Genomic DNA, 19,486 nt, shown 5'->3' on the forward strand with positions numbered 1-19,486 from the left:
ATGTGGTTTCGCAGACAGGCCGTGCGGATCGCCGGCCTGATGTTCACGGCTGCCTGCACGACGTTGCTCGCCGCCCCGGCCGCGTCGGCCGCACCGCTGTTTCCCGCGGTCGGCGGGGCCAACGAGGCGGCCTGCCGGCCATCGCAGGCCCGGCCGCAGCCGGTGGTGCTGGTGCACGGTTCCGGCACCGACGCGGTGCGCAGTTACGCGCTGCTCGCGCCGCTGCTGCGGTCGGAAGGGTATTGCGTGTACGCGGCGAACATCGGTGCCGCGCCCGCGTTGCGGGATGTGGTGAGCGGCCAAGCCGGTTCCAGCACAACGGGTATCGGGCCGGTCGGGGCCGCGGCCCTCGGCCGCACCGTCTACGGCGTCGCCGATATCGACCGGATGGCGAACGAGCTCGGCGATGTCGTGCAGGCCGTGCGCGCCGATACCGGCGCCCGTCAGGTCGCGCTGGTCGGGCACTCCACCGGTGGCACCGTGATCCGGCAGTATCTGCGCACGCACGGTCCGGAGGCGGTCGAGCAGGTGGTGACCCTCGGCACGCCGTATCGGGGCTCGACCTGGGACGGGCTCCGGAAGAACTACCCCGATCTGGCCTCGATCGGCCTGGGCAACGCGCAGATCGCGGCCCAGGTCTTCGGAGCTCCGGGAACACAGCAGGTGGTCGGGTCACCTCTGTTGAACCGGTTGAACGCGGGGGGCGAGACCGTGCCCGGTGTGCGGTACACGGCCATCGCCTCCCGCGCCGACTCCGTGATCACTCCGCAGGAGACCGCGCTGCTGGCCGCGCCGGCCGGTGCCGACCGCAATATCTGGCTGCAAGACGGTTGCCCGACCGACCAGGCCGATCACGGTGGGATGCTGGCGGACTCGCGCGCCTCGGTCGCGGTACTCGGCGCGCTGGCCGACGACGGCCGGGCGCTGCCCTGCTGAGGCGGCGTTCGCGGCCGGAGGTGGCCGCCGGTGCGGGCAGCGACTCGGCGGCTACTTCGGGGTGACCCAGGTGGTGATGTCCGCGTGCACGACTTCGAGGCCGTGCTTGTCGTAGACCGACACCGGGACGGTCAGGTTCTGCCCCTCGGTGATCGTCGCGAAGTCGGGGATCTCCGGCAGCTTCGCCACGGCCCGCAGCCCGGTCTCCGCCTTGGCCAGGTACTGCACGTTCATCGCCTTCGGGATCCAGCGATGCGTCGCGGGCACGGTCGCCTCGCTCAGCATGCCCATCGCGACCTCGGCCAGGTTGCACGCCGCGATGGCGTGGAAGGTGCCGAGATGGTTGTGGATGCCGAACCATTTGGGCGAGGTCACCTCGCACAGTCCGGGCTCGAGCCGCACCACGTTCGGCAGCACCGTGCCGAAGTACGGCACCCGCGCCACCATGCCCAGCGAGAACAGCGTGTGCCCGAGCCGATTGTCCGGCAGCTTCTTCCAGCCGCGGTAGGTCGCGGTCTCTTTCGTCATGCGGACATCTTACTGCGGAGTAAGTTCGGCTCGTCCAGTGTGCCGCAACTCACGCGCAAAATCGCGATACCGAACTTTTCGGACAAGCGCCCAACTTGCTAAGTTGTTGCGTTGCGCAGAGCTGTCACGCAACTGGGGGCCAACACCATTTCTGTTGGTGTGCAGGTGAACTGGAGTTTTTGAATATGCGTATTCGTACTGTCGTCGCCGGTGTCGCCACCGCGCTCGGACTCGCCGTGCTGGGTGCGACCACCGCGGGTGAGGCGGCGGCGATCGTGCCGGAGTTCGATCCCGGCGCAGGTATCTACGGGGCCCTGGACCTCAACGGCGCGGAGACCGCCGCACTGCGGAACAGCCCCATTCCCGGCATGCTCGACGGCCTCTGGATGGATCGCGGGCTGATCGACGCGGACCCGGCGTCGCAGCTGTCCGGTGCGCACACCGGTGAGGACATCGACGCGAACTTCTCCGACGTCGTCGCCGAGGCGGCCGCGCGCGGCGGCACGGTGAGCATCGGCATCGTCGATCCGGTGCGGTTCTATGAGGGCAACATCTACCCGAGTCAGGTCAATCGGAACTTCCTCGTGGTGCAGTTCCTCTAAGGAGACGTCTTCGCCGGCCGGACTCCGGCCGGCGCTCGATGCGGCGGTGCGTTGCGCACCGCCGTTTCGCGTTTTACGCCGTTGACCGGGGGTAGTCTGGTCCAAGTGCTTGCGCGGGGGGCCGGATTTGATGTCGCTGAGCGCGTCGGGCATACTGTTCGGGTTGCCTTGCACCGGGCCGTGCCTGTTTCCGAGCGAAACGGGATTGGCCGGGCGAGGCGAGTGAGCACTAAATCGTGTACCTCGCTGGGAAACCGGCGTGGGTACGTCCGGGACGTTGTTCCAGGCCTGAGATGAAGTTCGATCCGGGACCGAGGAATGAGCGGAGGGGCGACACGCCCGACCGCGTGGACCGGAGAACCATGACAGATGAACAGCGGCGAGGATCGAGCATGCGTGCTTGATCGCGGTCTCACGTGAGACGTCTTCGTGTGTTCGGGCTGTGCAAATAGAGGGTGGTACGGAAGCCAGCTTCCGGATCACGAAGGTAAAAGCGGAGAAAAGGACACTTAGCGTGGCGGGACAGAAGATCCGCATCAGGCTCAAGGCCTACGACCACGAGGCGATCGACGCGTCAGCACGCAAGATCGTGGAGACGGTGACCCGTACCGGGGCCCGCGTCGTCGGCCCGGTGCCGTTGCCGACCGAGAAGAACGTGTACTGCGTCATCCGTTCGCCGCACAAGTACAAGGACTCGCGCGAGCACTTCGAGATGCGTACGCACAAGCGGCTGATCGACATCCTCGACCCGACGCCGAAGACGGTCGACGCGCTGATGCGCATCGACCTGCCGGCCAGCGTCGACGTCAACATTCAGTGACGGGGACTCGAGATATGACTGACAACAAGAACAGGCCTGCGGCGGGCATCCTGGGCACCAAGCTCGGCATGACCCAGGTGTTCGACGAGAAGAACCGCGTCGTTCCCGTGACCGTGATCAAGGCCGGACCGAACGTTATTACCCAGATCCGCACCGTGGAGCGCGACGGCTACAGCGCCGTCCAGGTCGCTTTCGGCGCCATCGACCCGCGCAAGGTGAACAAGCCGGTCTCCGGCCAGTTCGCCAAGGCCGGTGTCACCCCGCGCCGCCACGTCGCCGAGATCCGCGTCGCCGACGCGTCCACCTTCGAGGTCGGCCAGGAGATCAACGCCGACGTGTTCGAAGAGGGCACCTACGTCGACGTCACCGGTACCAGCAAGGGCAAGGGCTTCGCCGGCACCATGAAGCGGCACGGCTTCGCCGGCCAGGGCGCCTCGCACGGTGCACAGGCCGTGCACCGTCGCCCGGGTTCCATCGGTGGTTGCGCCACCCCCGGCCGCGTGTTCAAGGGCATGCGCATGTCGGGTCGGATGGGTAACGACCGTGTCACCACCCAGAACCTCTCGGTTCACAAGGTGGATGTCGAGAACGGCCTGCTGCTGATCAAGGGCGCCGTCCCTGGTCGTCGCGGCAACGTCGTCGTCGTCAAGAGCGCCGTGAAGGGTGGTGCGCACGCATGACCAGCCTCGAGAAGAAGGCCAACCTCACGCTGCCGGTGAAAGAGCCGGGCGGCAAGACCAATGGCACCGTCGAACTCCCCGCGGAGATCTTCGACGTGACCGCCAACGTCGCCCTGATGCATCAGGTCGTCACCGCGCAGCTGGCCGCGGCCCGGCAGGGCACGCACTCGACCAAGACGCGTGGCGAGGTGTCCGGTGGTGGCAAGAAGCCGTACCGCCAGAAGGGCACCGGCCGCGCCCGTCAGGGTTCGACCCGCGCACCGCAGTTCACCGGCGGTGGCACCGTGCACGGCCCGCAGCCGCGCGACTACAGCCAGCGCACCCCGAAGAAGATGAAGGCCGCCGCCCTGCGTGGTGCCCTCTCCGATCGGGCGCGCAACGAACGTATCCACGTGGTCACCGAACTGGTCGCCGGGCAGACCCCGTCGACCAAGACCGCCAAGACCTTCCTGGCCGAGCTGTCGGACCGCAAGAAGTTCCTGGTCGTTGTCGGCCGCGAGGACCTGGCCGCGTGGAAGAGCGTGGCGAACCTGGAGCACGTGCAGCCCATCGCACCGGACCAGCTCAACACCTACGACGTGCTCTACAGCGACGAAGTGGTGTTCAGCGTCGAGGCCTTGAACACCTTTGTGCACGGCCCGGCCGAGGCAGCACAGGAGGAGAGCAAGTGACCACGATCGCCGACCCCCGCGACATCCTGCTGGCGCCGGTCATCTCCGAGAAGTCCTACGGACTGATCGAGGAAGGCACCTACACCTTCCTGGTGCACCCGGACTCCAACAAGACGCAGATCAAGATCGCCGTCGAGAAGGTCTTCGGTGTCAAGGTCACCAGCGTCAACACCGCCAACCGTCAGGGCAAGCGCAAGCGGACCCGCTTCGGTTACGGCAAGCGCAAGGACACCAAGCGCGCGCTCGTGACCATCTCGGCCGACAGCAAGCCCATCGAGATCTTCGGAGGCCCGGTCGCGTAAGCGGACGGGAATCCAGAAAGCAGAGAAGAACTCATGGCAATTCGTAAGTACAAGCCGACAACCCCGGGTCGCCGCGGGTCGTCCGTTTCGGACTTCGCTGAGATCACTCGGTCGACCCCCGAGAAGTCGCTCATCCGTCCGCTGCACAGCAAGGGTGGTCGTAATGCGCACGGTCGCATCACCACTCGGCACCGCGGTGGCGGCCACAAGCGCGCCTACCGTTTGATCGACTTCCGTCGGCTGGACAAGGACGGCATCCCGGCCAAGGTCGCGCACATCGAGTACGACCCCAACCGCACCGCGAACATCGCGCTGCTCCACTACGTGGACGGCGAGAAGCGCTACATCATCGCGCCCAAGGGCGTGGTGCAGGGCACCCCGATCGAGTCCGGCCCCACGGCCGACATCAAGCCGGGCAACAACCTGCCGCTGCGCAACATCCCGACCGGTACCACGATCCACAACGTGGAACTGCGTCCGGGCGGTGGCGCGAAGATGGCCCGTTCGGCCGGATCCAGCATCCAGCTGCTCGGTAAGGAAGGCACCTACGCCACGCTGCGTATGCCCTCCGGTGAAATCCGCCGCGTCGACGTGCGCTGCCGCGCCACCGTCGGCGAGGTCGGCAACGCCGAGCAGTCGAACATCAACTGGGGCAAGGCCGGCCGTATGCGCTGGAAGGGTCGTCGCCCCACGGTCCGTGGTGTCGTCATGAACCCGGTCGACCACCCGCACGGTGGTGGTGAAGGCAAGACCTCCGGTGGCCGCCACCCGGTCTCGCCGTGGGGTCAGCCGGAAGGCCGCACCCGCAAGCCCAACCGCCCGAGCGACAAGCTCATCGTCCGCCGCCGCAAGTCCGGCAAGAACAAGCGCTGAAGGAGGAGGTAAGAAATGCCACGCAGCCTCAAGAAGGGCCCGTTCGTCGACGACCACCTCCTCGCGAAGGTGGACGTGCAGAACGAAAAGGGCACGAAGCAGGTCATCAAGACCTGGTCGCGTCGTTCGACCATCATCCCCGATTTCATCGGTCACACCTTCGCCGTCCACGACGGTCGCAAGCACGTGCCGGTGTTCATCTCGGACAACATGGTCGGGCACAAGCTCGGTGAGTTCGCGCCGACCAGGACGTTCAAGAGCCACGTCAAGGAAGACCGGAAGAGCAAGCGGCGATGACGACTGAGACTCAGAACCCGACCGCCCGCGCGACGGCGAAGCATGTTCGCGTAACCCCGATGAAGGCACGCCGTGTCGTGGACCTGGTCCGCGGCAAGCGCGTCGAGGACGCCCTGGCGATCCTGAAGTTCGCGCCGCAGGCCGCGAGCGAGCCGGTCGCCAAGGTCGTCGCCAGTGCCGCGGCCAACGCCGAGAACAACCTCGGCCTGAACCCGTCGACCCTGGTGATCTCGACTGCCTACGTCGACGAAGGCGCGACCATGAAGCGGTTCCAGCCGCGTGCCCAGGGCCGTGCGTTCCGTATTCGCAAGCGCACCAGCCACATCACCATCGAGGTCGAGAGCATCCCCGCCGCCGGTGGAGCAGCAACTCGTAACCGCCGGAAGGGAGGGGCAAAGTAAATGGGACAGAAAATCAACCCCCATGGCTTCCGCCTCGGTATCACCACCGACTGGAAGTCGCGTTGGTACGCGGACAAGCAGTACGCGGACTACGTGAAGGAAGATGTCGCCATCCGCAAGCTCCTCGCCACCGGCATGGAGCGGGCGGGCATCTCCAAGGTGGAGATCGAGCGGACTCGGGATCGCGTCCGTGTTGATATCCACACCGCTCGTCCGGGCATCGTCATCGGCCGCCGTGGCGCCGAGGCCGATCGCATCCGCGCCGAGCTGGAGAAGCTCACCAAGAAGCAGGTGCAGCTGAACATCCTCGAGGTCAAGAACCCCGAGTCGGATGCGCAGCTGGTTGCTCAGGCCGTGGCCGAGCAACTGTCGAACCGTGTGGCGTTCCGTCGCGCGATGCGTAAGGCCATCCAGTCGGCCATGCGTTCGCCGAACGTCAAGGGCATCCGCGTGCAGTGCTCGGGCCGCCTCGGTGGCGCCGAAATGTCGCGCTCGGAGTTCTACCGCGAGGGTCGGGTGCCGCTGCACACGCTGCGCGCCGACATCGACTACGGCCTCTACGAGGCCAAGACCACCTTCGGTCGCATCGGCGTGAAGGTCTGGATCTACAAGGGCGACATCGTCGGTGGCAAGCGTGAGCTGGCTGCCGCGAGCGCGCCGGCCGGTGGCGATCGCGATCGTCCGCGCCGTGAGCGTCCGTCTCGCCCGCGTCGCTCCGGTTCCGCCGGTACCACGGCGACCAGCACCGAGGCCGGACGCGCCGCCACCGTGGTGGCCGACGCACCGGCAGAGACACAGGAGGGCTGACGCAATGCTGATGCCTCGCAAGGTCAAGCACCGCAAGCAGCATCACCCGAGTCGTTCCGGTATGGCCAAGGGCGGCACCTCGGTGGCGTTCGGCGAGTTCGGCATCCAGGCGCTGGAGCCGGCGTACGTGACCAACCGGCAGATCGAGTCGGCGCGTATCGCGATGACCCGCCACATCAAGCGTGGCGGCAAGATCTGGATCAACATCTACCCGGATCGCCCGCTCACCAAGAAGCCTGCCGAGACCCGCATGGGTTCCGGTAAGGGTTCGCCGGAGTGGTGGATCGCGAACGTCAAGCCCGGTCGCGTGATGTTCGAAATGTCTTACCCCAACGAGGAGATCGCTCGCGAGGCCCTGCGCCGCGCGATGCACAAGCTCCCGATGAAGTGCAGGATCGTGACCAGGGAGGAGCAGTTCTGATGGCTACTGAAACACCGGCCGCAGAGCTCCGCGAGCTCACCGAAGAAGAGTTGGTGCAGAAGCTGCGCGACTCCAAGGAAGAGCTGTTCAACCTGCGCTTCCAGATGGCGACGGGTCAGCTGGACAACAACCGTCGGCTGCGCGTGGTCCGTCACGAGATCGCGCGCATCTACACGGTCATGCGCGAGCGCGAGCTCGGTCTGGCCACCGGACCCGCTGACAAGGGAGACGCGGCATGAGCGAGCAGAAAGTGGAAGAGCGCAACAGCCGCAAGGTTCGTACCGGCTACGTTGTCTCGGACAAGATGAACAAGACGATTGTCGTCGAGCTGGAAGACCGTAACCGGCACCCGCTCTACGGCAAGATCATTCGCACCACCTCCAAGGTGAAGGCGCATGACGAGAACGAGATCGCCGGCATCGGCGACCGCGTCCAGCTGATGGAGACCCGACCGCTGTCGGCCACCAAGCGCTGGCGTCTGGTCGAGGTGCTGGAGAAGGCCAAGTAGGCCGCTTCGATCCGAATGTCGAAGGCCCGCTTCCCGTTTCGGGAGGCGGGCCTTTGTCGTTGCGGTCGTTCGGTGCATGATCCGCAATCCACGTGATTCTCACGTGCTCCACGTGATATCCTGTGGCATGTCCAAAAGGAACCTGACCATCCAGCTGGATGAAGAGGTGATCGCGCAGGCAAAGCTGATCGCTGCCCATCGGGGTACTTCCATCAGCGCGCTGCTTGCGCAGCAGGTGCGCGAGCTCGCCCAAGATGTCGATCGCTACGAGTATGCGAAAAAGCTTGCATTGCAAGCGATGGCGGAGGCGACAGGGCATGGTGGGACTATCACCTGGAGCCGCGACGAGCTGTATGACCGGGGGGAGCGCAGGTACTCGTGACGGACTTGGGGCGCACCTTCATTGATACCAATGTCCTCGTCTATGCGCACGATACAGATGCCGGTCGAAATCATCAGATTGCGCAGACCATCTTGGAGAGCCTGTGGAGTCGCAAAACCGGCGCCCTCAGTACTCAGGTACTTCAGGAGTTCTACAACATTGCCACTCGTAAGCTGACGCCGCGGATGAGTCAGGCGAAGGCCCGTGGCATAGTCGCCTTGTACAGCGGATGGTGCGCCATCGACATGGACCCGCTGGTCGTCGTGAGCGCTTCATTCCTTCAGGAGACGCACACCGTGTCCTGGTGGGACGCGTTGATCGTCGAGGCGGCCGTGCAGTCCGGCGCGAAGTACCTGCTGTCGGAAGATCTCCAGCACGGGCGGAAGTTCGCGGGTTTGGAAGTGCGCAATCCGTTTGTCGATCTGCCGAAATAGGTTTGTTCGCCGCGGAGTTCGCACCGACTCGAGTTGTCGCCGAATTCGAAATCTACATGCCGTACTCGGCCTGTGATATGCCGACGTTCTGCGGGATGTCCGTCGTGCCTTGTACTGTCGGATTGTGTTGCGGCAGGTCGGGGCTCAGCGCACCGCCGCTCGCGCAGTCGGTCGATGCGGAGGTGTGACCAGTGGAATCCACGCGGGAAGCAGGACAGTCCAACGACCGGATGTTGCTGCGTAAGCACCTGTTGAAAGCGAAGATCGCCGGGGAGGTCGCGACACCCCGCGAAGGAAACCTGGCGCACTACCGCAGGATGGTCGACAAAGACCCGGCCTACCAATTCGGGCTGGCGCTGAAGGATTGGACATTCACCGAAACGCTGGCGATGATGGCGCAACTGTGCGGCGTCAACCCGGATCCGCGGCATCGGCACGGGCAGGACACCATTGACCCGGAACTCACCCTCGACGCGCTCGACGCAATGGGGGCCCGCATCGGCCGCGCCGCCGACCGCCAGGAAACGGTGCTGCTCGCGACCGGACATCCCGGGCCGCTCATGGGTGTCTATCGCGCGATCGAGGATGCGTTGCGCGGCAACGGATGTACGGTCCTGACGCCCGCCGCCGGATGGTCGTATCGAATCGCCACGCCCAACGGCGCGGCCCGTCGCGAAATCGTCTACACATCGCGGGTGGCCGCGCTCGGCACCAACGGCTACCTGAAACACACGCACGACCCGCAGCCGATGCAGGCGATGCTGCACGAACTCGCCGACGGAGCGGGCTGGCCCGACCTCGTCGTGGCCGACCACGGCTGGGCCGGCGCGGCAGGCGAAGCCGGTATCGACACCGTCGGCTTCGCCGACTCGAACGACCCCGCGCTCTTCGCCGGGCACGCCGAAGGCAAGATCGCTGTCACCGTCCCGTTGGACGACGGTGTCTTCCCCGAGTACTACGAGCCGCTGACCACCTACCTGCTCGACCGCGCGGGTCTGGCTTCCTGACGCGTCCGGGAGTCATGCGCCGAGGGCGCCGCGGCCGGGCACGCGCACGAGCGCGGCGTCGATCGGCCGCACCAGGCGGCCGCGGTCGTCCGGAGGGGCGAAGATTCGGCACAGCGGGCGAGCGCCGCGACCTCGATGCGTGAGAACCGGGCTCCGCCGGGCGATCTGGCGCCTGCCCGCATGGCCACTGTCCGCGATTTCGGTGTTCGGCCGCAGCGTCGTCGGCGTGCTGCCGGGGTGCCCGCAGCGCGTTCGCGCGGGTGGCAGAAATTCATGGGATAAATCGGTAGCGGAGGGTGCCCGGCGCGTGCCAAGCTCGGTCGGTGCGGGCGTATCGGGTGGTTTTGGCGAGCGCGGCGGTGCGCAATGTTCTCCTGCTCGGATCGCTGGTGCGAATCCCGTTCTTCGCGGGAGCCGTGCTGCTCGCGTTGCATGTGGTGCAGACGCTGGGCGGATCGTATGCGCAAGCCGGTGCGCTGAGCACGGTCGTCACCGTGTGCATCGCGCTCAGCGGGCCGTGGCGCGGCCGCCTGCTGGACCGGTTCGGGTTGCGGCGCACGATCCTGCCGTCCATCGTGATCGAGGCGGTGTGCTGGTCGATCGCGCCGTTCGTCGACTACGTGCCGCTGCTGATTCTGGCCGCGATCGCCGGATTGTTCAGTGTCCCGATCTTTTCCGTGGTCCGGCAGGCGGTGATCGCCGCGACCACCGAGCAGAACCGGCAGCCCGCGCTCGCGCTGGAAGCGGTATCGGTGGAGGCCGCCTTCATGGTCGGTCCGATCATCGGCGTCGCCGCCGCGAGCATCTGGTCGACGACGGTCGTATTGTTCTGTGCGCAAATGGGTCTCGTGCTCGCGGGCGTGCTGCTGTGGATCATGAATCCGCCGCTGCGCTCGGCCGACCCCGCCGCCGATGCGCCCGCGATACCGCGTCGTAGCTGGTTCCGCGTCGAGTTCGTCGCGCTGTGTGTCGGTGCGAGCGTTGCCATTTCGGTACTCGCCGCGACCGAGCTGACCTTCGTCTCCGCGATGCGCGAGTTCGACGCGCAACAGTGGCTCGGCATCGTCCTGGCCATCTGGGGTTTCGGGTCGATCATCGGCGGGCTGGTCTACGGCGCATTGCACCGCGCGATCTCCACCTATCTGCTCCTTTTCGGCCTGGGTGTGGTCACTCTGCCGATGGCTTTCGCCGTCGGCCCGATCTCCCTCGCCATCACCGGCCTCATCGCGGGCGTGTTCTGCGCACCGACCGTCACCGCCTCGCTCGATCAGGTCAGCCGCATCGTCCCCGAGGGAGGCCGCGGCGAAGCCATCGGCTGGCACGGCGCCGCCCTCACCCTCGGCAACGGCATCGGCAGCTCACTCGCCGGCGTGGCCATCGACGCCGGCGGCTTCTCCGCCGGCTTCGCCGCCGCAGCCCTCCTCGGCATTGCCCTCGGCGCCGGCCTAGCCCTCCTCGTCCGCCTCATGAACCGCCGCCACCCCACCCCCAAAGACCACCCCTCGCCGGTCGGCGGAATCGCATCCTGAACCGTCTGCTCGACACGGTTGCTGCGGAATCAGTCGAGGTCACCGATCCACTGGACCATGAGCAGGTGGACCTCGCGGCGTTGTTCTACGACGAGGTAGGTCGCGAGTCCTTCGTGGTGCATCCCGAACGGCAGCGTTCGCACCGGCGCATCGGGATTCGCCCGGTTGACCGAATCGCCGCTCCACGGGCTGACTTCGAGAGTGACTCGTAGTTCAGCGAACGATGCGAGTGCGGGTATCGGGAGGGCTGCGATTTGCTGAGCTACGTCAGGATCGTTCTCAACTCTGTACACCTACATGCCGGCTTTGGCGCGGGTGACTTCCAGCGGTTCATCTTCGGGGATCGCGGCACCCGTCAGCAGCTCGGCCGCTTTACGCACGATGTTGCGATAGCTTTCGCGGTCGCTTTGCAGAAGTGCGGTGCGCCGCCAGAGTTCGAGGGTGCGGAAGAGTTCGGTCAGGTCGAGACTCTTCCGCGCTTCGACCAGGGCTAGCTCGTACGCGATGTCGAACTCTGCGCGGTCGGTAGGTAGTAACGCCGAGCGAATGTCCTGTGGCGACGCGCCAGGGCGCAGCGGGTGTCCACTGCTCGGCTGTTCGTCGTAGGCATACGTGGCGGTCATGCCACTAACGATAGCCGGACGGCGGTAGTGATCACGGGGTTGTGGTGTCCAGAGCTGGTGGGTTTGGTTTGGGTCTTGCGTTATACGTATACATCTACTTATAGTGAGTCGGACGGCGGGGGAGGGTGCTTGACCGTCTCGGGTTGGACGAGGTGGGGGTCGGGGTGGCTGGTGCGTCGTGAACGGAGCTATGCGCGTATGCGCATCGACGAATGGAGTTGATCATGGTTGAGGAATCGCAGCAGGTGGAGGTGGTCGACTTCCAGAAGGAGTCGGCGGAACTGCCTGAGGTCGTGCTGTCAGTCGGGCCAGGCGGGGCGCGTAAGCAGCGTTTTCACGGGCGCAAGCTCGGTGAGGCGAAGCAGTTCAGCAAAACCGGTGTGGAGCTCGTTCGGCTCTACGCGACCCAGAAAGGCAAGTACGTCGTGCATCGGCAGGCGGCCGATTGGACCGACCTGTCGCTGATGAGCGATTGGGTGCAGGAACTCAAGAAGACCAATTGGCGCGGCTTGGATCTCGAACGGTGCGCCTGGAGCGATTACGCGCTCGACATCGTGGACACCGTCGAGGAGCTGCGAGATCTGGTCCCGCCCAAGATCTTCCGCACGCTCGACGCGGTGAACGAACATCCCCCTATCGAGGATCTCGACATCTGAGCCACGGCTCGGATACCGAAAGGAACTGTCCCCCATGTTTGCTCGACTCGGGCGCCTGGTTGTTCACCATCCGTGGAAGGTGATCGGTCTCTGGCTGCTCATCATCGTCGGCGTGGTCGCGGCGGCACCGCAACTGAAGTCCACCACCGACCAATCCGCGTTCCTGCCTTCGCATTACGAATCCATTCAAGCAATGGAAATGCAGCAGCAGGCCTTTCCGCAGAGCGCGGCCCCCGCGGCGATCATCGTGTTCGAGCGAGCCGACGAGGCGCCGCTGAGCGAGGGCGACGCGGCCTCGGTCGCGGCGATCGGCGGAAAGCTCACTGCGGCGAATATCAAGGATGTCACCGGGTTACAGGTGGTCCCGCCCTCGGAGAACAAGCTCATCCAGATCATCGCGGTGCAGATGACCAAGGTGACCAGCGCGGGCGATACCACGCAGAGCGACGCGGTCAAGGCGTTGCGCACCGCGTTGCAGGACCAGGTGCGCGGTAGCGACCTGAAGGCGGGCATCACCGGTCAAGCGGCGCAGATGCTCGATCAGACGGAGTCGAGCGAGAAGGGCATGGCGATCATCGGCATCGCCACGATCGCATTGATCCTGGTGTTGTTGCTGATCATCTTCCGCAGCCCGGTCATCGCGCTGCTGCCGATCATCACCATCGGCGCGGTCTCCAGCCTGGTGAACGGCCTGATCGCCATGGTGGCCAAGGCTTTCGATCTACAGGTGGACAGTTCGGTCACCGCCATCCTGCTCGTCGTGCTGTACGGCGTCGGCACCGACTACATCCTGTTCCTGATGTTCCGCTACCGGGAACGGCTGCGGGCGGGGGAGGATCCCAAGACCGCGATGGTGAGCGCGGTGACCCGGGTGGGCGAGGCGATCACGTCCGCAGCGGGCGCCGTGATCATCGCCTTCATGGCGCTGACGCTGTCCACCCTGGGCATGTTCCGTGCGCTCGGCCCGGCGCTGGCGATCGCGGTCGCGGTGGCCCTGCTCGCCGGACTGACGCTGATTCCCGCGGTCGTTTCGCTGTTGGGCACCAAGGTGTTCTGGCCGTCGAAGGCCTGGCAGGCCGAGCCGAAGGGGGCGCGCTTCGCCGCGATCGGTGCGGCGCTCGGGCGGCGTCCCGCCGCGTTCGCGCTGGCCTCCGGTGGTCTGCTCGTCGCGCTCGGCATTCTCGCTGTCGGATTCAACCCGACCTTCGACCTCAGCTCCGGCTCGACCTCGGACGCCTCCGAATCGGTGGTCTACAACAAGGAATTGCTCAAGGGCATGCCTGCCGGCGCCACGCAACCTTCCGATGTCCTGCTCCGTTCGGATGGTGCGTTGACGGTCGAGCAGCTCACCACCTTCCGCTCCGCGCTGACCGAGGTGTCCGGCGTCGGACAGGTGGGCGAGCCACGGTTGTCCCAGGACAAGGCGATCGCCGAGTTCCAGGTAACCCTTACTGCCGCACCGGAATCGGATGCCGCGCTGGAAACGGTCGAGGGTCCGCTGCGCGATGCGGCGCACGCGGCGGCTCCGGCCGGCACGACGGCAGCCGTCGGCGGGCTGACCGCGGTCTTCGTCGACTTCCAGGACGCGATGAATCGGGACTATCTGATCGTGTTCCCGGTGGCGGCGATTCTGATCATGATCGTGCTCGGTCTGCTGCTGCGCAGCCTGGTCGCACCGTGGTATCTGATGGCCTCGGTGTTCCTCGGCTTCGCTGCGACGCTCGGCGCGGCGGTGCTGGTGTTCCAGCACATCCAGGGGAATTCCGGACTGATCTTCACCCTGCCGTTGATCATGTATCTGTTCGTCGTCGCGCTCGGGACCGACTACAACATCCTGATGGTCGCCCGGTTGCGGGAGGAAGCGCGCGAAGGCCATGACCCGAAACAGGCTGCGGCACTGAGCCTGCGGCACACCGGCCCGACGGTCGCGGCGGCCGGCGTGATCCTGGCGGGCACGTTCGCCTCGATGATGCTCGCGGGCAACAATGTGCTCTCGCAGATGGGCTTCGCCATCTCGGTCGGTATCGGCATCGCCGCCTTCGTGATGGCGATGTTCTTCACGCCGGCGCTGACGGCGCTGCTCGGGCATCGGGCCTGGTGGCCGGGGCACGGGGACGAGCGGCCCGGCGGTGCGGACCCTGCCACCGGGAGTGGTGAGTGGCCGGACCCGAGGCACGATCCCGCTCCCGCGGGCGGTGGCTGGCCGAACGCCGGTGAGCGACGGCCGTAGTCGAAATGGCGAGGGCCGCCCTCTGGTTGATCCGGAGGGCGGCCTTCGTCGTTCAGTCGTGTGAGCCCGCGGTCAGTTTCGCGAGGGTGCCGCGGAGCAGGCCGGGGGCCAGCCCGCGATGCTTGACGGACAAACGCTGCCAGATGGTCGCGGCGAGCGGGCGGTCGTATCGGATGATCGTCAGCAGCGTGACCTGATGGTCCTTGAGCCTGATCACGAGCTGCCCGACGAGCATCCAGGAGTGTGCTTCGAGCCGGATCCAGTCGTCCCCGTGCCCCACGATCCGCCATCCGGCGATATGCGCGGACGAGCGCCGCCACGCGAGCCGCATGCCGAGCAGCACCCGCCAGATGAATTGTCCGCCGAGGCCTGCGACGTCTTCGAAGGCCGCATGCGCCCACTGGTCCGGCGACCACTTCGGGCCTGCGTTGGTGCTCAGGGTGAAGGCGTCGAGGTAATCGGCGTCGGCGAGGGTGCCGAGCGCGCGCAATGAAGCGGGAATGTCCTGGAGTTCGAGCACGACGGGCTCGAACTCGCTTGCGGGCGCGTCTTTTCGGTTGCCGATGTGGATGGTGGACTGATTCGGCAAGGCAGGCTCCTTCGACTGCGAACGCCGTTTCCGGCGTCGGATCGACCTGGTCGGCGCGTGCGACGATCCGTTCGACCCATCTATACGGTTGCGTATAGATGGAGGTTAGCGCGCGATATACGGTGCCGTATAGACGGTGTGACGGAGGTATCGCGGTGCGAACGCAAACGCACCCCTTCTGTGTCCGCGCACCCGCTCTGGCATGCGGTTTCGGGTGTGGGAGGACGGAAGGGGTGCGGGAAGTGCCGGCTAACCGCTGATCGCGTACGGCCTGCGGACCTTCATGGCCGCCTCGACGGCACGATCGACGGCTGCGCGGGACACGCCGACCTCGTTCGCGATACCCGGTGTCGCCCATGCCTCGTCGGCGAGGCGCAGGATCTCCGCGAGCTGTGCGGCGGGCAGGTTCGACATACGACGCCGCACGATTTCGTGCGCTATCACCGCGATCTCGTTGTCCTCGTCGAACTCGTCTTCGTCCTCGTCGTCGAACATCTCGGGTTCCGGCTCGATCGGGTCGCGAGAGACGATGCTGCTCGGCTCGACGCGAGCGCGCGGCCGGGGCGGTTCGGCGGGTTCCTCGAAAACCAGCTGTTCGATCTCGGCCTCCGCCCGAGCGCCGTTGGGCGCAGCGGACTTCCGTCGACCGGCGGGCTTGGGGGCGGGTTCACCCGAGATCGCCTGGGCGACCGTGTCGGCGATGGTGGCGGCGGCCTTCCTGATGGGGTCACCAGGGTGAGGCTCTTCGGGATCGTCGCCGCGCGGCGCTTCGGTGCTGGGCTCGTTCATCGGCGGCACCGCAGTGCCGGGGCCGGTCTGCTCGCGCGCGACCTCGTGCATCGGGAACAGCGGAATGGCATGCCCGTTCGTCCCGTTGTGCCCATTGGTGCGGGCCGCCTCTTCCCCGTTGGTCAGCGGCCGACCGTTGGCCGTGCCGGTCCGCCCGTTGACGGCGTGACCGTTCGTCACAGCGTGGCCGTTGATCCGGGGCTGCTGCACCGTGCCGTGCTGCTCAGCCGAGACAGGCTGTGCGCCGGCGCCGTTGATCGGCCGTGTGGCCTGTACCGGCCGTGTTTCAGCGGGCCGGGTGTACCCGTCGATCGGCGCGACGGCATGCCCATCAGTGGTGTGCTGGTTCGGCTCGGGCGTACGCGGCACGTCGTACCCGTTTATCTCCGGCGCACCAGACGCATTCGGCTCAGCCGCGGGGATCGCATCAGGGTGGTCGGCGGAGGTAGTCCGCGCGTGATCCTGCGTCGGGAACGCGGGCGCTGCCTGGCGATCATCGGGAACCGCCTGCTCCGCAGAGCCATTGACCGCCGCGCCGTGTGGTCCGAAGACGTGATCCAACCGGTGTCCGTTGGTTCCGGGCGACGCGTGCCCATTTGTCGCTGAGCCGGCACGCTCGGCGGAGGTCGACAGGGGCTGCCCGTTGCCACTCGAAAGTCCGCGCACCACATGTCCGTTGGTCACTCGGGCAGTGGGAGCAGCTATCGCGGGAGATCCACTCGCACCGTCGGGCAAGGTGTCGCGCGTTGTCCGCTCGTGCTCGGAGGTCGCCTCGAACGCGAACCGTCGCGGCTGCCCGTCGTCGTCCAGGCTCGCATGCTCTCGCTCCTCACCGGGGGCCGTGGCCGGGTGATCCACCGGCTGGTCGGTCCCGTGCACCGTTCGCCCGTCGCCCACCGTGGTGGCCGACTCGGTCGACGGCGGCACCAGGTGCCCGTCGGCGGAGGAAAGTCCCTGCACCGCATTGCCGTTGGTGGGCGCGCTGGACGAAAGACCCTGGACTGCCCGGCCATTGGTGACCGGACCAGCGGGTCCGTACGCGTGGCTCACCTGCTCGTCGACCACGGGCAGGACGTGACCATTGGTCGCGCGCAACGAATGTCCATTGGTCAACGGCGTCGCCGACCCGGCCGCGTGCACCAGCTCGTGACCATTGACGCCTGTGAGCCCCTGCGCCGCACGTCCGTTGACGACGGAATCAGTGGCCGCGGCGGCGCGACCGCGCATCTGGTCGGGAGCGGCATGGCGCTCGGTCGCTGGACTGCGCAGCCCGGATACCGCCGCACGGGTGTCGGTAGCCTGGCCGGCGGCTGCGGGCGAATAGCGCAGTTGATCGCCGTCGGCGGACGGGAAGGTGGCCCGGTCGTCCGGGGTGCGCCCGCTGTTCAACTGCCCACTGTGTGCCTCCCGGGTGGGCAGCCAGGCGAGGTCGTCGGGGGCGTCCAGCGGGAATCCCCGTTCGACCTGCCGCCGCACCATGCCGGGCTCGGGATCGACCACGGCCGCGCCGTCGATGAGTAGTGCGTAGCGGGCGGAAACCCAGGCGTGCAGCCAGATCACGACGCCGACCATGACGGGGGCGATCGCGTATTCGGCGGCTTGCCCGTAGGAGCCGGAGGCCAGATGTGGTCCCGCGTTGAGCGCGATGGTGGTGCCGAGCAACGCGGTTTCGAAGAACACCACTTTGCCGCGGGCGAGTTCGCGGCCCCAGCGGGCGGCGGTGGTGGCAGCCACCATGATGGTGATGATCGGGATCGAGATCATCGCTTCGATGCCGTAGCTCAGCCAGTACAGCGGGTCGGACATGTCGCCGCTCGGTACCAGGTTGTGCTGCACGTTGACCCCGGCCCACACCATGCCGAGCACGACCACCGCGATCAGTGCGCGCGAGGACCATTCGGCCCGCCGGTACAACTGCGCGAGCCGGGCGTCTTGACTGGATACGCGCCGCCGCGCGGCCAGTGCGCGCCGATGCCACCGCGCGTCGTCTTCATCGGATCGGCGAATATGAGCCGCGGTGCGCCGGTCGCGTTTCTCCGCCGCCAGTTCCGCTTCGACGGCGCGTTTGCGCTGTTTGCGTCGTTGCGCCCGAACCCATTCCGCGAGTTCGCGCTCCGCCACGATTTCGTCTTCGGACAACACGTCGAACAGGGCGGCATCGTGTTGCAGTGGCAATTTGCCGCGGGCGGTTTCGACCCGCTGCGCCAACGCGGCGATTTCGGAACTGCCGGTCGATTGTTCGTCGCGCATCGCGAGCCTTCCCGGAGCAGATCGTGCAGCAGACCTACTTGCTCGAACGTATGTGTGATCGGAGTGAGACTAAACCGGCCACCGGCCCCGGTCAACGCCGACGCTCGAAAACATGTGCGAAATTGTCCGCACCGAAAAGGCGCTCCCGCGGAACGTCCCGGTAAACACACCTTTCACTCCCGACACACCGGTTCGGGCAACACGCCGGTAGCCGGACGCCGCGCGAGGCGGGGAATTCCGCTGAGGGATGGCGGAATTCAGCGCGGGGAAACGCTCAGCTGAGGGTGGTGTGCCACACGATGGCGGCGGCGAGCGCGCCCGCGCCGTTGACCGACCAGTGCAGCGCGATCGGGGCGAGCAGGCTGCCGCTGCGACGGCGCAGCCAGGTGAACACGACGCCCGCGGCCGCGGTGGCGAGGACGGCGAGCAGAATGCCGGCGATCTGTCCGGCCACGCCGCCGCCGACGAACCCGGCCAGGCCGCGATTGCTGCTGGTGAGTCCGAGCGAGGAGGCGATATGCCACAGCCCGAACAGCAGTGAACCGGCCGCGAACACGCCGCGCGCACCGTAGACCCGGTCGAGCGTGCCGTGCAGTACCCCGCGGAACGCCAGTTCCTCGGGGATCACGGTCTGGAGCGGAATGACGATCATCGAGGCGATCAGCGCGCCGGAGATGGTGGCGTAGCGATCGGCCAGAAAGAACGGCCGGGTGACGGGCAGTAATGCGCCGATGGCGACCGCGGCGAGCACCACACCTACGGCGCCGAGTGCGTAGAGCGTCCCGCGTTTCCATTGCCGCGGCGAAAGCCCCAGCTCGTGCCAGTGCATTCCCCGTCTGCGCATCAACGCCAGCAAGACCACGGCGGCGACGGGCACGGTCACTATGCTCGCCCAGGCGGTGGTGAAGTGGGCGATGAGATTGGTGCCCGCCAGTGCGAGGACCACGACCGCCACATCGAGATAGGCGTGCAGTTTGTGGCGGGGCGGGGCCTCGTCCGCGAGTTCCGGTGCGAGCATCCCGCCTAGTGTACGGATGGTCGCCGGGGGTGCTGATCGATCGGTCATTTGTGGTCGGGCTACCCGAATTCGGCCGATCCACCGGTCTCGGTGTGCGGTCGCCATTCCCGAGCTACTCTGACTAGAACTCGTT

General features: G+C 66.5%; 24 protein-coding genes. 19 read left to right on the forward strand and 5 right to left on the reverse strand.

Annotated elements, in window-relative coordinates; all coding sequences use genetic code 11:
* The gene (locus O3I_RS04215; RefSeq protein WP_014981652.1) at positions 1-936 is read left to right on the forward strand and encodes an esterase/lipase family protein; all 936 of its coding nucleotides are present in this window, start codon (positions 1-3) and stop codon (positions 934-936) included.
* A gap of 51 nt (positions 937-987) precedes the next feature.
* Here the strand turns inward: O3I_RS04215 and O3I_RS04220 are convergent, their stop codons facing one another.
* On the reverse strand, positions 988-1,464 hold the full coding sequence (locus O3I_RS04220) for a hotdog fold domain-containing protein (RefSeq protein WP_014981653.1): 477 nt from the start codon (positions 1,462-1,464) through the stop codon (positions 988-990).
* 185 nt (positions 1,465-1,649) lie between these two features.
* Here O3I_RS04220 and O3I_RS04225 point away from each other — a divergent pair, with 185 nt between their 5' ends.
* From O3I_RS04225 to O3I_RS04305, 16 genes are all read left to right on the forward strand, one after another.
* A complete protein-coding gene (locus tag O3I_RS04225) occupies positions 1,650-2,066 on the forward strand; it encodes a hypothetical protein (protein WP_014981654.1) in 417 nt (138 codons plus the stop codon).
* Between the two features lie 514 nt (positions 2,067-2,580).
* Positions 2,581-2,886, forward strand: a complete 306-nt coding sequence (gene rpsJ / locus O3I_RS04230; protein ID WP_003938093.1) for a 30S ribosomal protein S10 — start codon at positions 2,581-2,583, stop codon at positions 2,884-2,886.
* Positions 2,887-2,900: 14 nt separating this feature from the next.
* Positions 2,901-3,566 carry a 50S ribosomal protein L3 gene (gene rplC / locus O3I_RS04235; protein WP_014981655.1) on the forward strand — a complete coding sequence of 222 codons (666 nt, stop codon included), beginning with the start codon at positions 2,901-2,903 and terminating at the stop codon, positions 3,564-3,566.
* On the forward strand, positions 3,563-4,237 hold the full coding sequence (gene rplD / locus O3I_RS04240; protein WP_014981656.1) for a 50S ribosomal protein L4: 675 nt from the start codon (positions 3,563-3,565) through the stop codon (positions 4,235-4,237). Before rplC ends, rplD begins: the two co-directional genes overlap by 4 nt.
* The gene (gene rplW, locus O3I_RS04245) at positions 4,234-4,539 is read left to right on the forward strand and encodes a 50S ribosomal protein L23 (protein ID WP_014981657.1); all 306 of its coding nucleotides are present in this window, start codon (positions 4,234-4,236) and stop codon (positions 4,537-4,539) included. The genes rplD and rplW overlap by 4 nt, the downstream gene beginning before the upstream one ends.
* Positions 4,540-4,572: 33 nt before the next feature.
* Entirely contained in the window at positions 4,573-5,412 is an 840-nt protein-coding gene (gene rplB, locus O3I_RS04250; protein WP_014981658.1) for a 50S ribosomal protein L2, read from the forward strand.
* 15 nt (positions 5,413-5,427) lie between these two features.
* Positions 5,428-5,709: a 30S ribosomal protein S19 gene (gene rpsS, locus O3I_RS04255; protein WP_014981659.1), complete on the forward strand. Its 282-nt coding sequence runs from the start codon at positions 5,428-5,430 to the stop codon at positions 5,707-5,709.
* The gene (gene rplV / locus O3I_RS04260) at positions 5,706-6,110 is read left to right on the forward strand and encodes a 50S ribosomal protein L22 (protein ID WP_029892585.1); all 405 of its coding nucleotides are present in this window, start codon (positions 5,706-5,708) and stop codon (positions 6,108-6,110) included. Before rpsS ends, rplV begins: the two co-directional genes overlap by 4 nt.
* A complete protein-coding gene (gene rpsC / locus O3I_RS04265; protein WP_014981661.1) occupies positions 6,111-6,917 on the forward strand; it encodes a 30S ribosomal protein S3 in 807 nt (268 codons plus the stop codon). It begins immediately after the preceding gene.
* A 4-nt stretch (positions 6,918-6,921) separates the two neighbouring features.
* Positions 6,922-7,338 (forward strand): 50S ribosomal protein L16, encoded by a 417-nt coding sequence (gene rplP, locus O3I_RS04270; protein ID WP_014981662.1) that lies wholly within the window; start codon positions 6,922-6,924, stop codon positions 7,336-7,338.
* Positions 7,338-7,577 carry a 50S ribosomal protein L29 gene (gene rpmC, locus O3I_RS04275; RefSeq protein ID WP_014981663.1) on the forward strand — a complete coding sequence of 80 codons (240 nt, stop codon included), beginning with the start codon at positions 7,338-7,340 and terminating at the stop codon, positions 7,575-7,577. The genes rplP and rpmC overlap by 1 nt, the downstream gene beginning before the upstream one ends.
* On the forward strand, positions 7,574-7,846 hold the full coding sequence (gene rpsQ / locus O3I_RS04280; RefSeq protein WP_029892583.1) for a 30S ribosomal protein S17: 273 nt from the start codon (positions 7,574-7,576) through the stop codon (positions 7,844-7,846). Before rpmC ends, rpsQ begins: the two co-directional genes overlap by 4 nt.
* A 127-nt stretch (positions 7,847-7,973) precedes the next feature.
* Positions 7,974-8,228, forward strand: a complete 255-nt coding sequence (locus O3I_RS04285; RefSeq protein WP_014981665.1) for a DUF6364 family protein — start codon at positions 7,974-7,976, stop codon at positions 8,226-8,228.
* Positions 8,225-8,662 carry a PIN domain-containing protein gene (locus tag O3I_RS04290; protein ID WP_014981666.1) on the forward strand — a complete coding sequence of 146 codons (438 nt, stop codon included), beginning with the start codon at positions 8,225-8,227 and terminating at the stop codon, positions 8,660-8,662. The genes O3I_RS04285 and O3I_RS04290 overlap by 4 nt, the downstream gene beginning before the upstream one ends.
* 191 nt (positions 8,663-8,853) lie before the next feature.
* The gene (locus O3I_RS04300; RefSeq protein WP_014981667.1) at positions 8,854-9,669 is read left to right on the forward strand and encodes a phosphatase; all 816 of its coding nucleotides are present in this window, start codon (positions 8,854-8,856) and stop codon (positions 9,667-9,669) included.
* A 323-nt stretch (positions 9,670-9,992) separates the two neighbouring features.
* Positions 9,993-11,198, forward strand: a complete 1,206-nt coding sequence (locus O3I_RS04305) for an MFS transporter (protein WP_141691823.1) — start codon at positions 9,993-9,995, stop codon at positions 11,196-11,198.
* Between the two features lie 293 nt (positions 11,199-11,491).
* On the opposite strand, the gene O3I_RS04310 is transcribed toward O3I_RS04305, so the two are convergent.
* Positions 11,492-11,821 carry a DUF6247 family protein gene (locus tag O3I_RS04310; protein ID WP_014981669.1) on the reverse strand — a complete coding sequence of 110 codons (330 nt, stop codon included), beginning with the start codon at positions 11,819-11,821 and terminating at the stop codon, positions 11,492-11,494.
* Positions 11,822-12,045: 224 nt separating this feature from the next.
* On the opposite strand from O3I_RS04310, the gene O3I_RS04315 reads away from it, so the two are divergent.
* Both O3I_RS04315 and O3I_RS04320 read left to right on the forward strand, forming a co-directional pair.
* The gene (locus O3I_RS04315; RefSeq protein WP_167829100.1) at positions 12,046-12,477 is read left to right on the forward strand and encodes an EXLDI protein; all 432 of its coding nucleotides are present in this window, start codon (positions 12,046-12,048) and stop codon (positions 12,475-12,477) included.
* A gap of 34 nt (positions 12,478-12,511) precedes the next feature.
* Positions 12,512-14,707: an MMPL family transporter gene (locus tag O3I_RS04320; protein ID WP_014981671.1), complete on the forward strand. Its 2,196-nt coding sequence runs from the start codon at positions 12,512-12,514 to the stop codon at positions 14,705-14,707.
* A 52-nt stretch (positions 14,708-14,759) separates the two neighbouring features.
* Here O3I_RS04320 and O3I_RS04325 read toward each other — a convergent pair whose 3' ends face one another.
* The 3 genes from O3I_RS04325 to O3I_RS43545 all read right to left on the reverse strand — a co-directional run bounded on the left by O3I_RS04325 (position 14,760) and on the right by O3I_RS43545 (position 19,353).
* On the reverse strand, positions 14,760-15,296 hold the full coding sequence (locus O3I_RS04325) for a hypothetical protein (RefSeq protein ID WP_014981672.1): 537 nt from the start codon (positions 15,294-15,296) through the stop codon (positions 14,760-14,762).
* A gap of 249 nt (positions 15,297-15,545) precedes the next feature.
* Positions 15,546-18,335 (reverse strand): hypothetical protein, encoded by a 2,790-nt coding sequence (locus O3I_RS42375; protein WP_014981673.1) that lies wholly within the window; start codon positions 18,333-18,335, stop codon positions 15,546-15,548.
* A gap of 274 nt (positions 18,336-18,609) precedes the next feature.
* Positions 18,610-19,353 carry a CPBP family intramembrane glutamic endopeptidase gene (locus O3I_RS43545; protein ID WP_065652198.1) on the reverse strand — a complete coding sequence of 248 codons (744 nt, stop codon included), beginning with the start codon at positions 19,351-19,353 and terminating at the stop codon, positions 18,610-18,612.
* Positions 19,354-19,486 lie beyond the last annotated feature (133 nt).

Source organism: Nocardia brasiliensis ATCC 700358 (assembly GCF_000250675.2).
Taxonomy (GTDB): Bacteria; Actinomycetota; Actinomycetes; order Mycobacteriales; family Mycobacteriaceae; genus Nocardia; species Nocardia brasiliensis_B.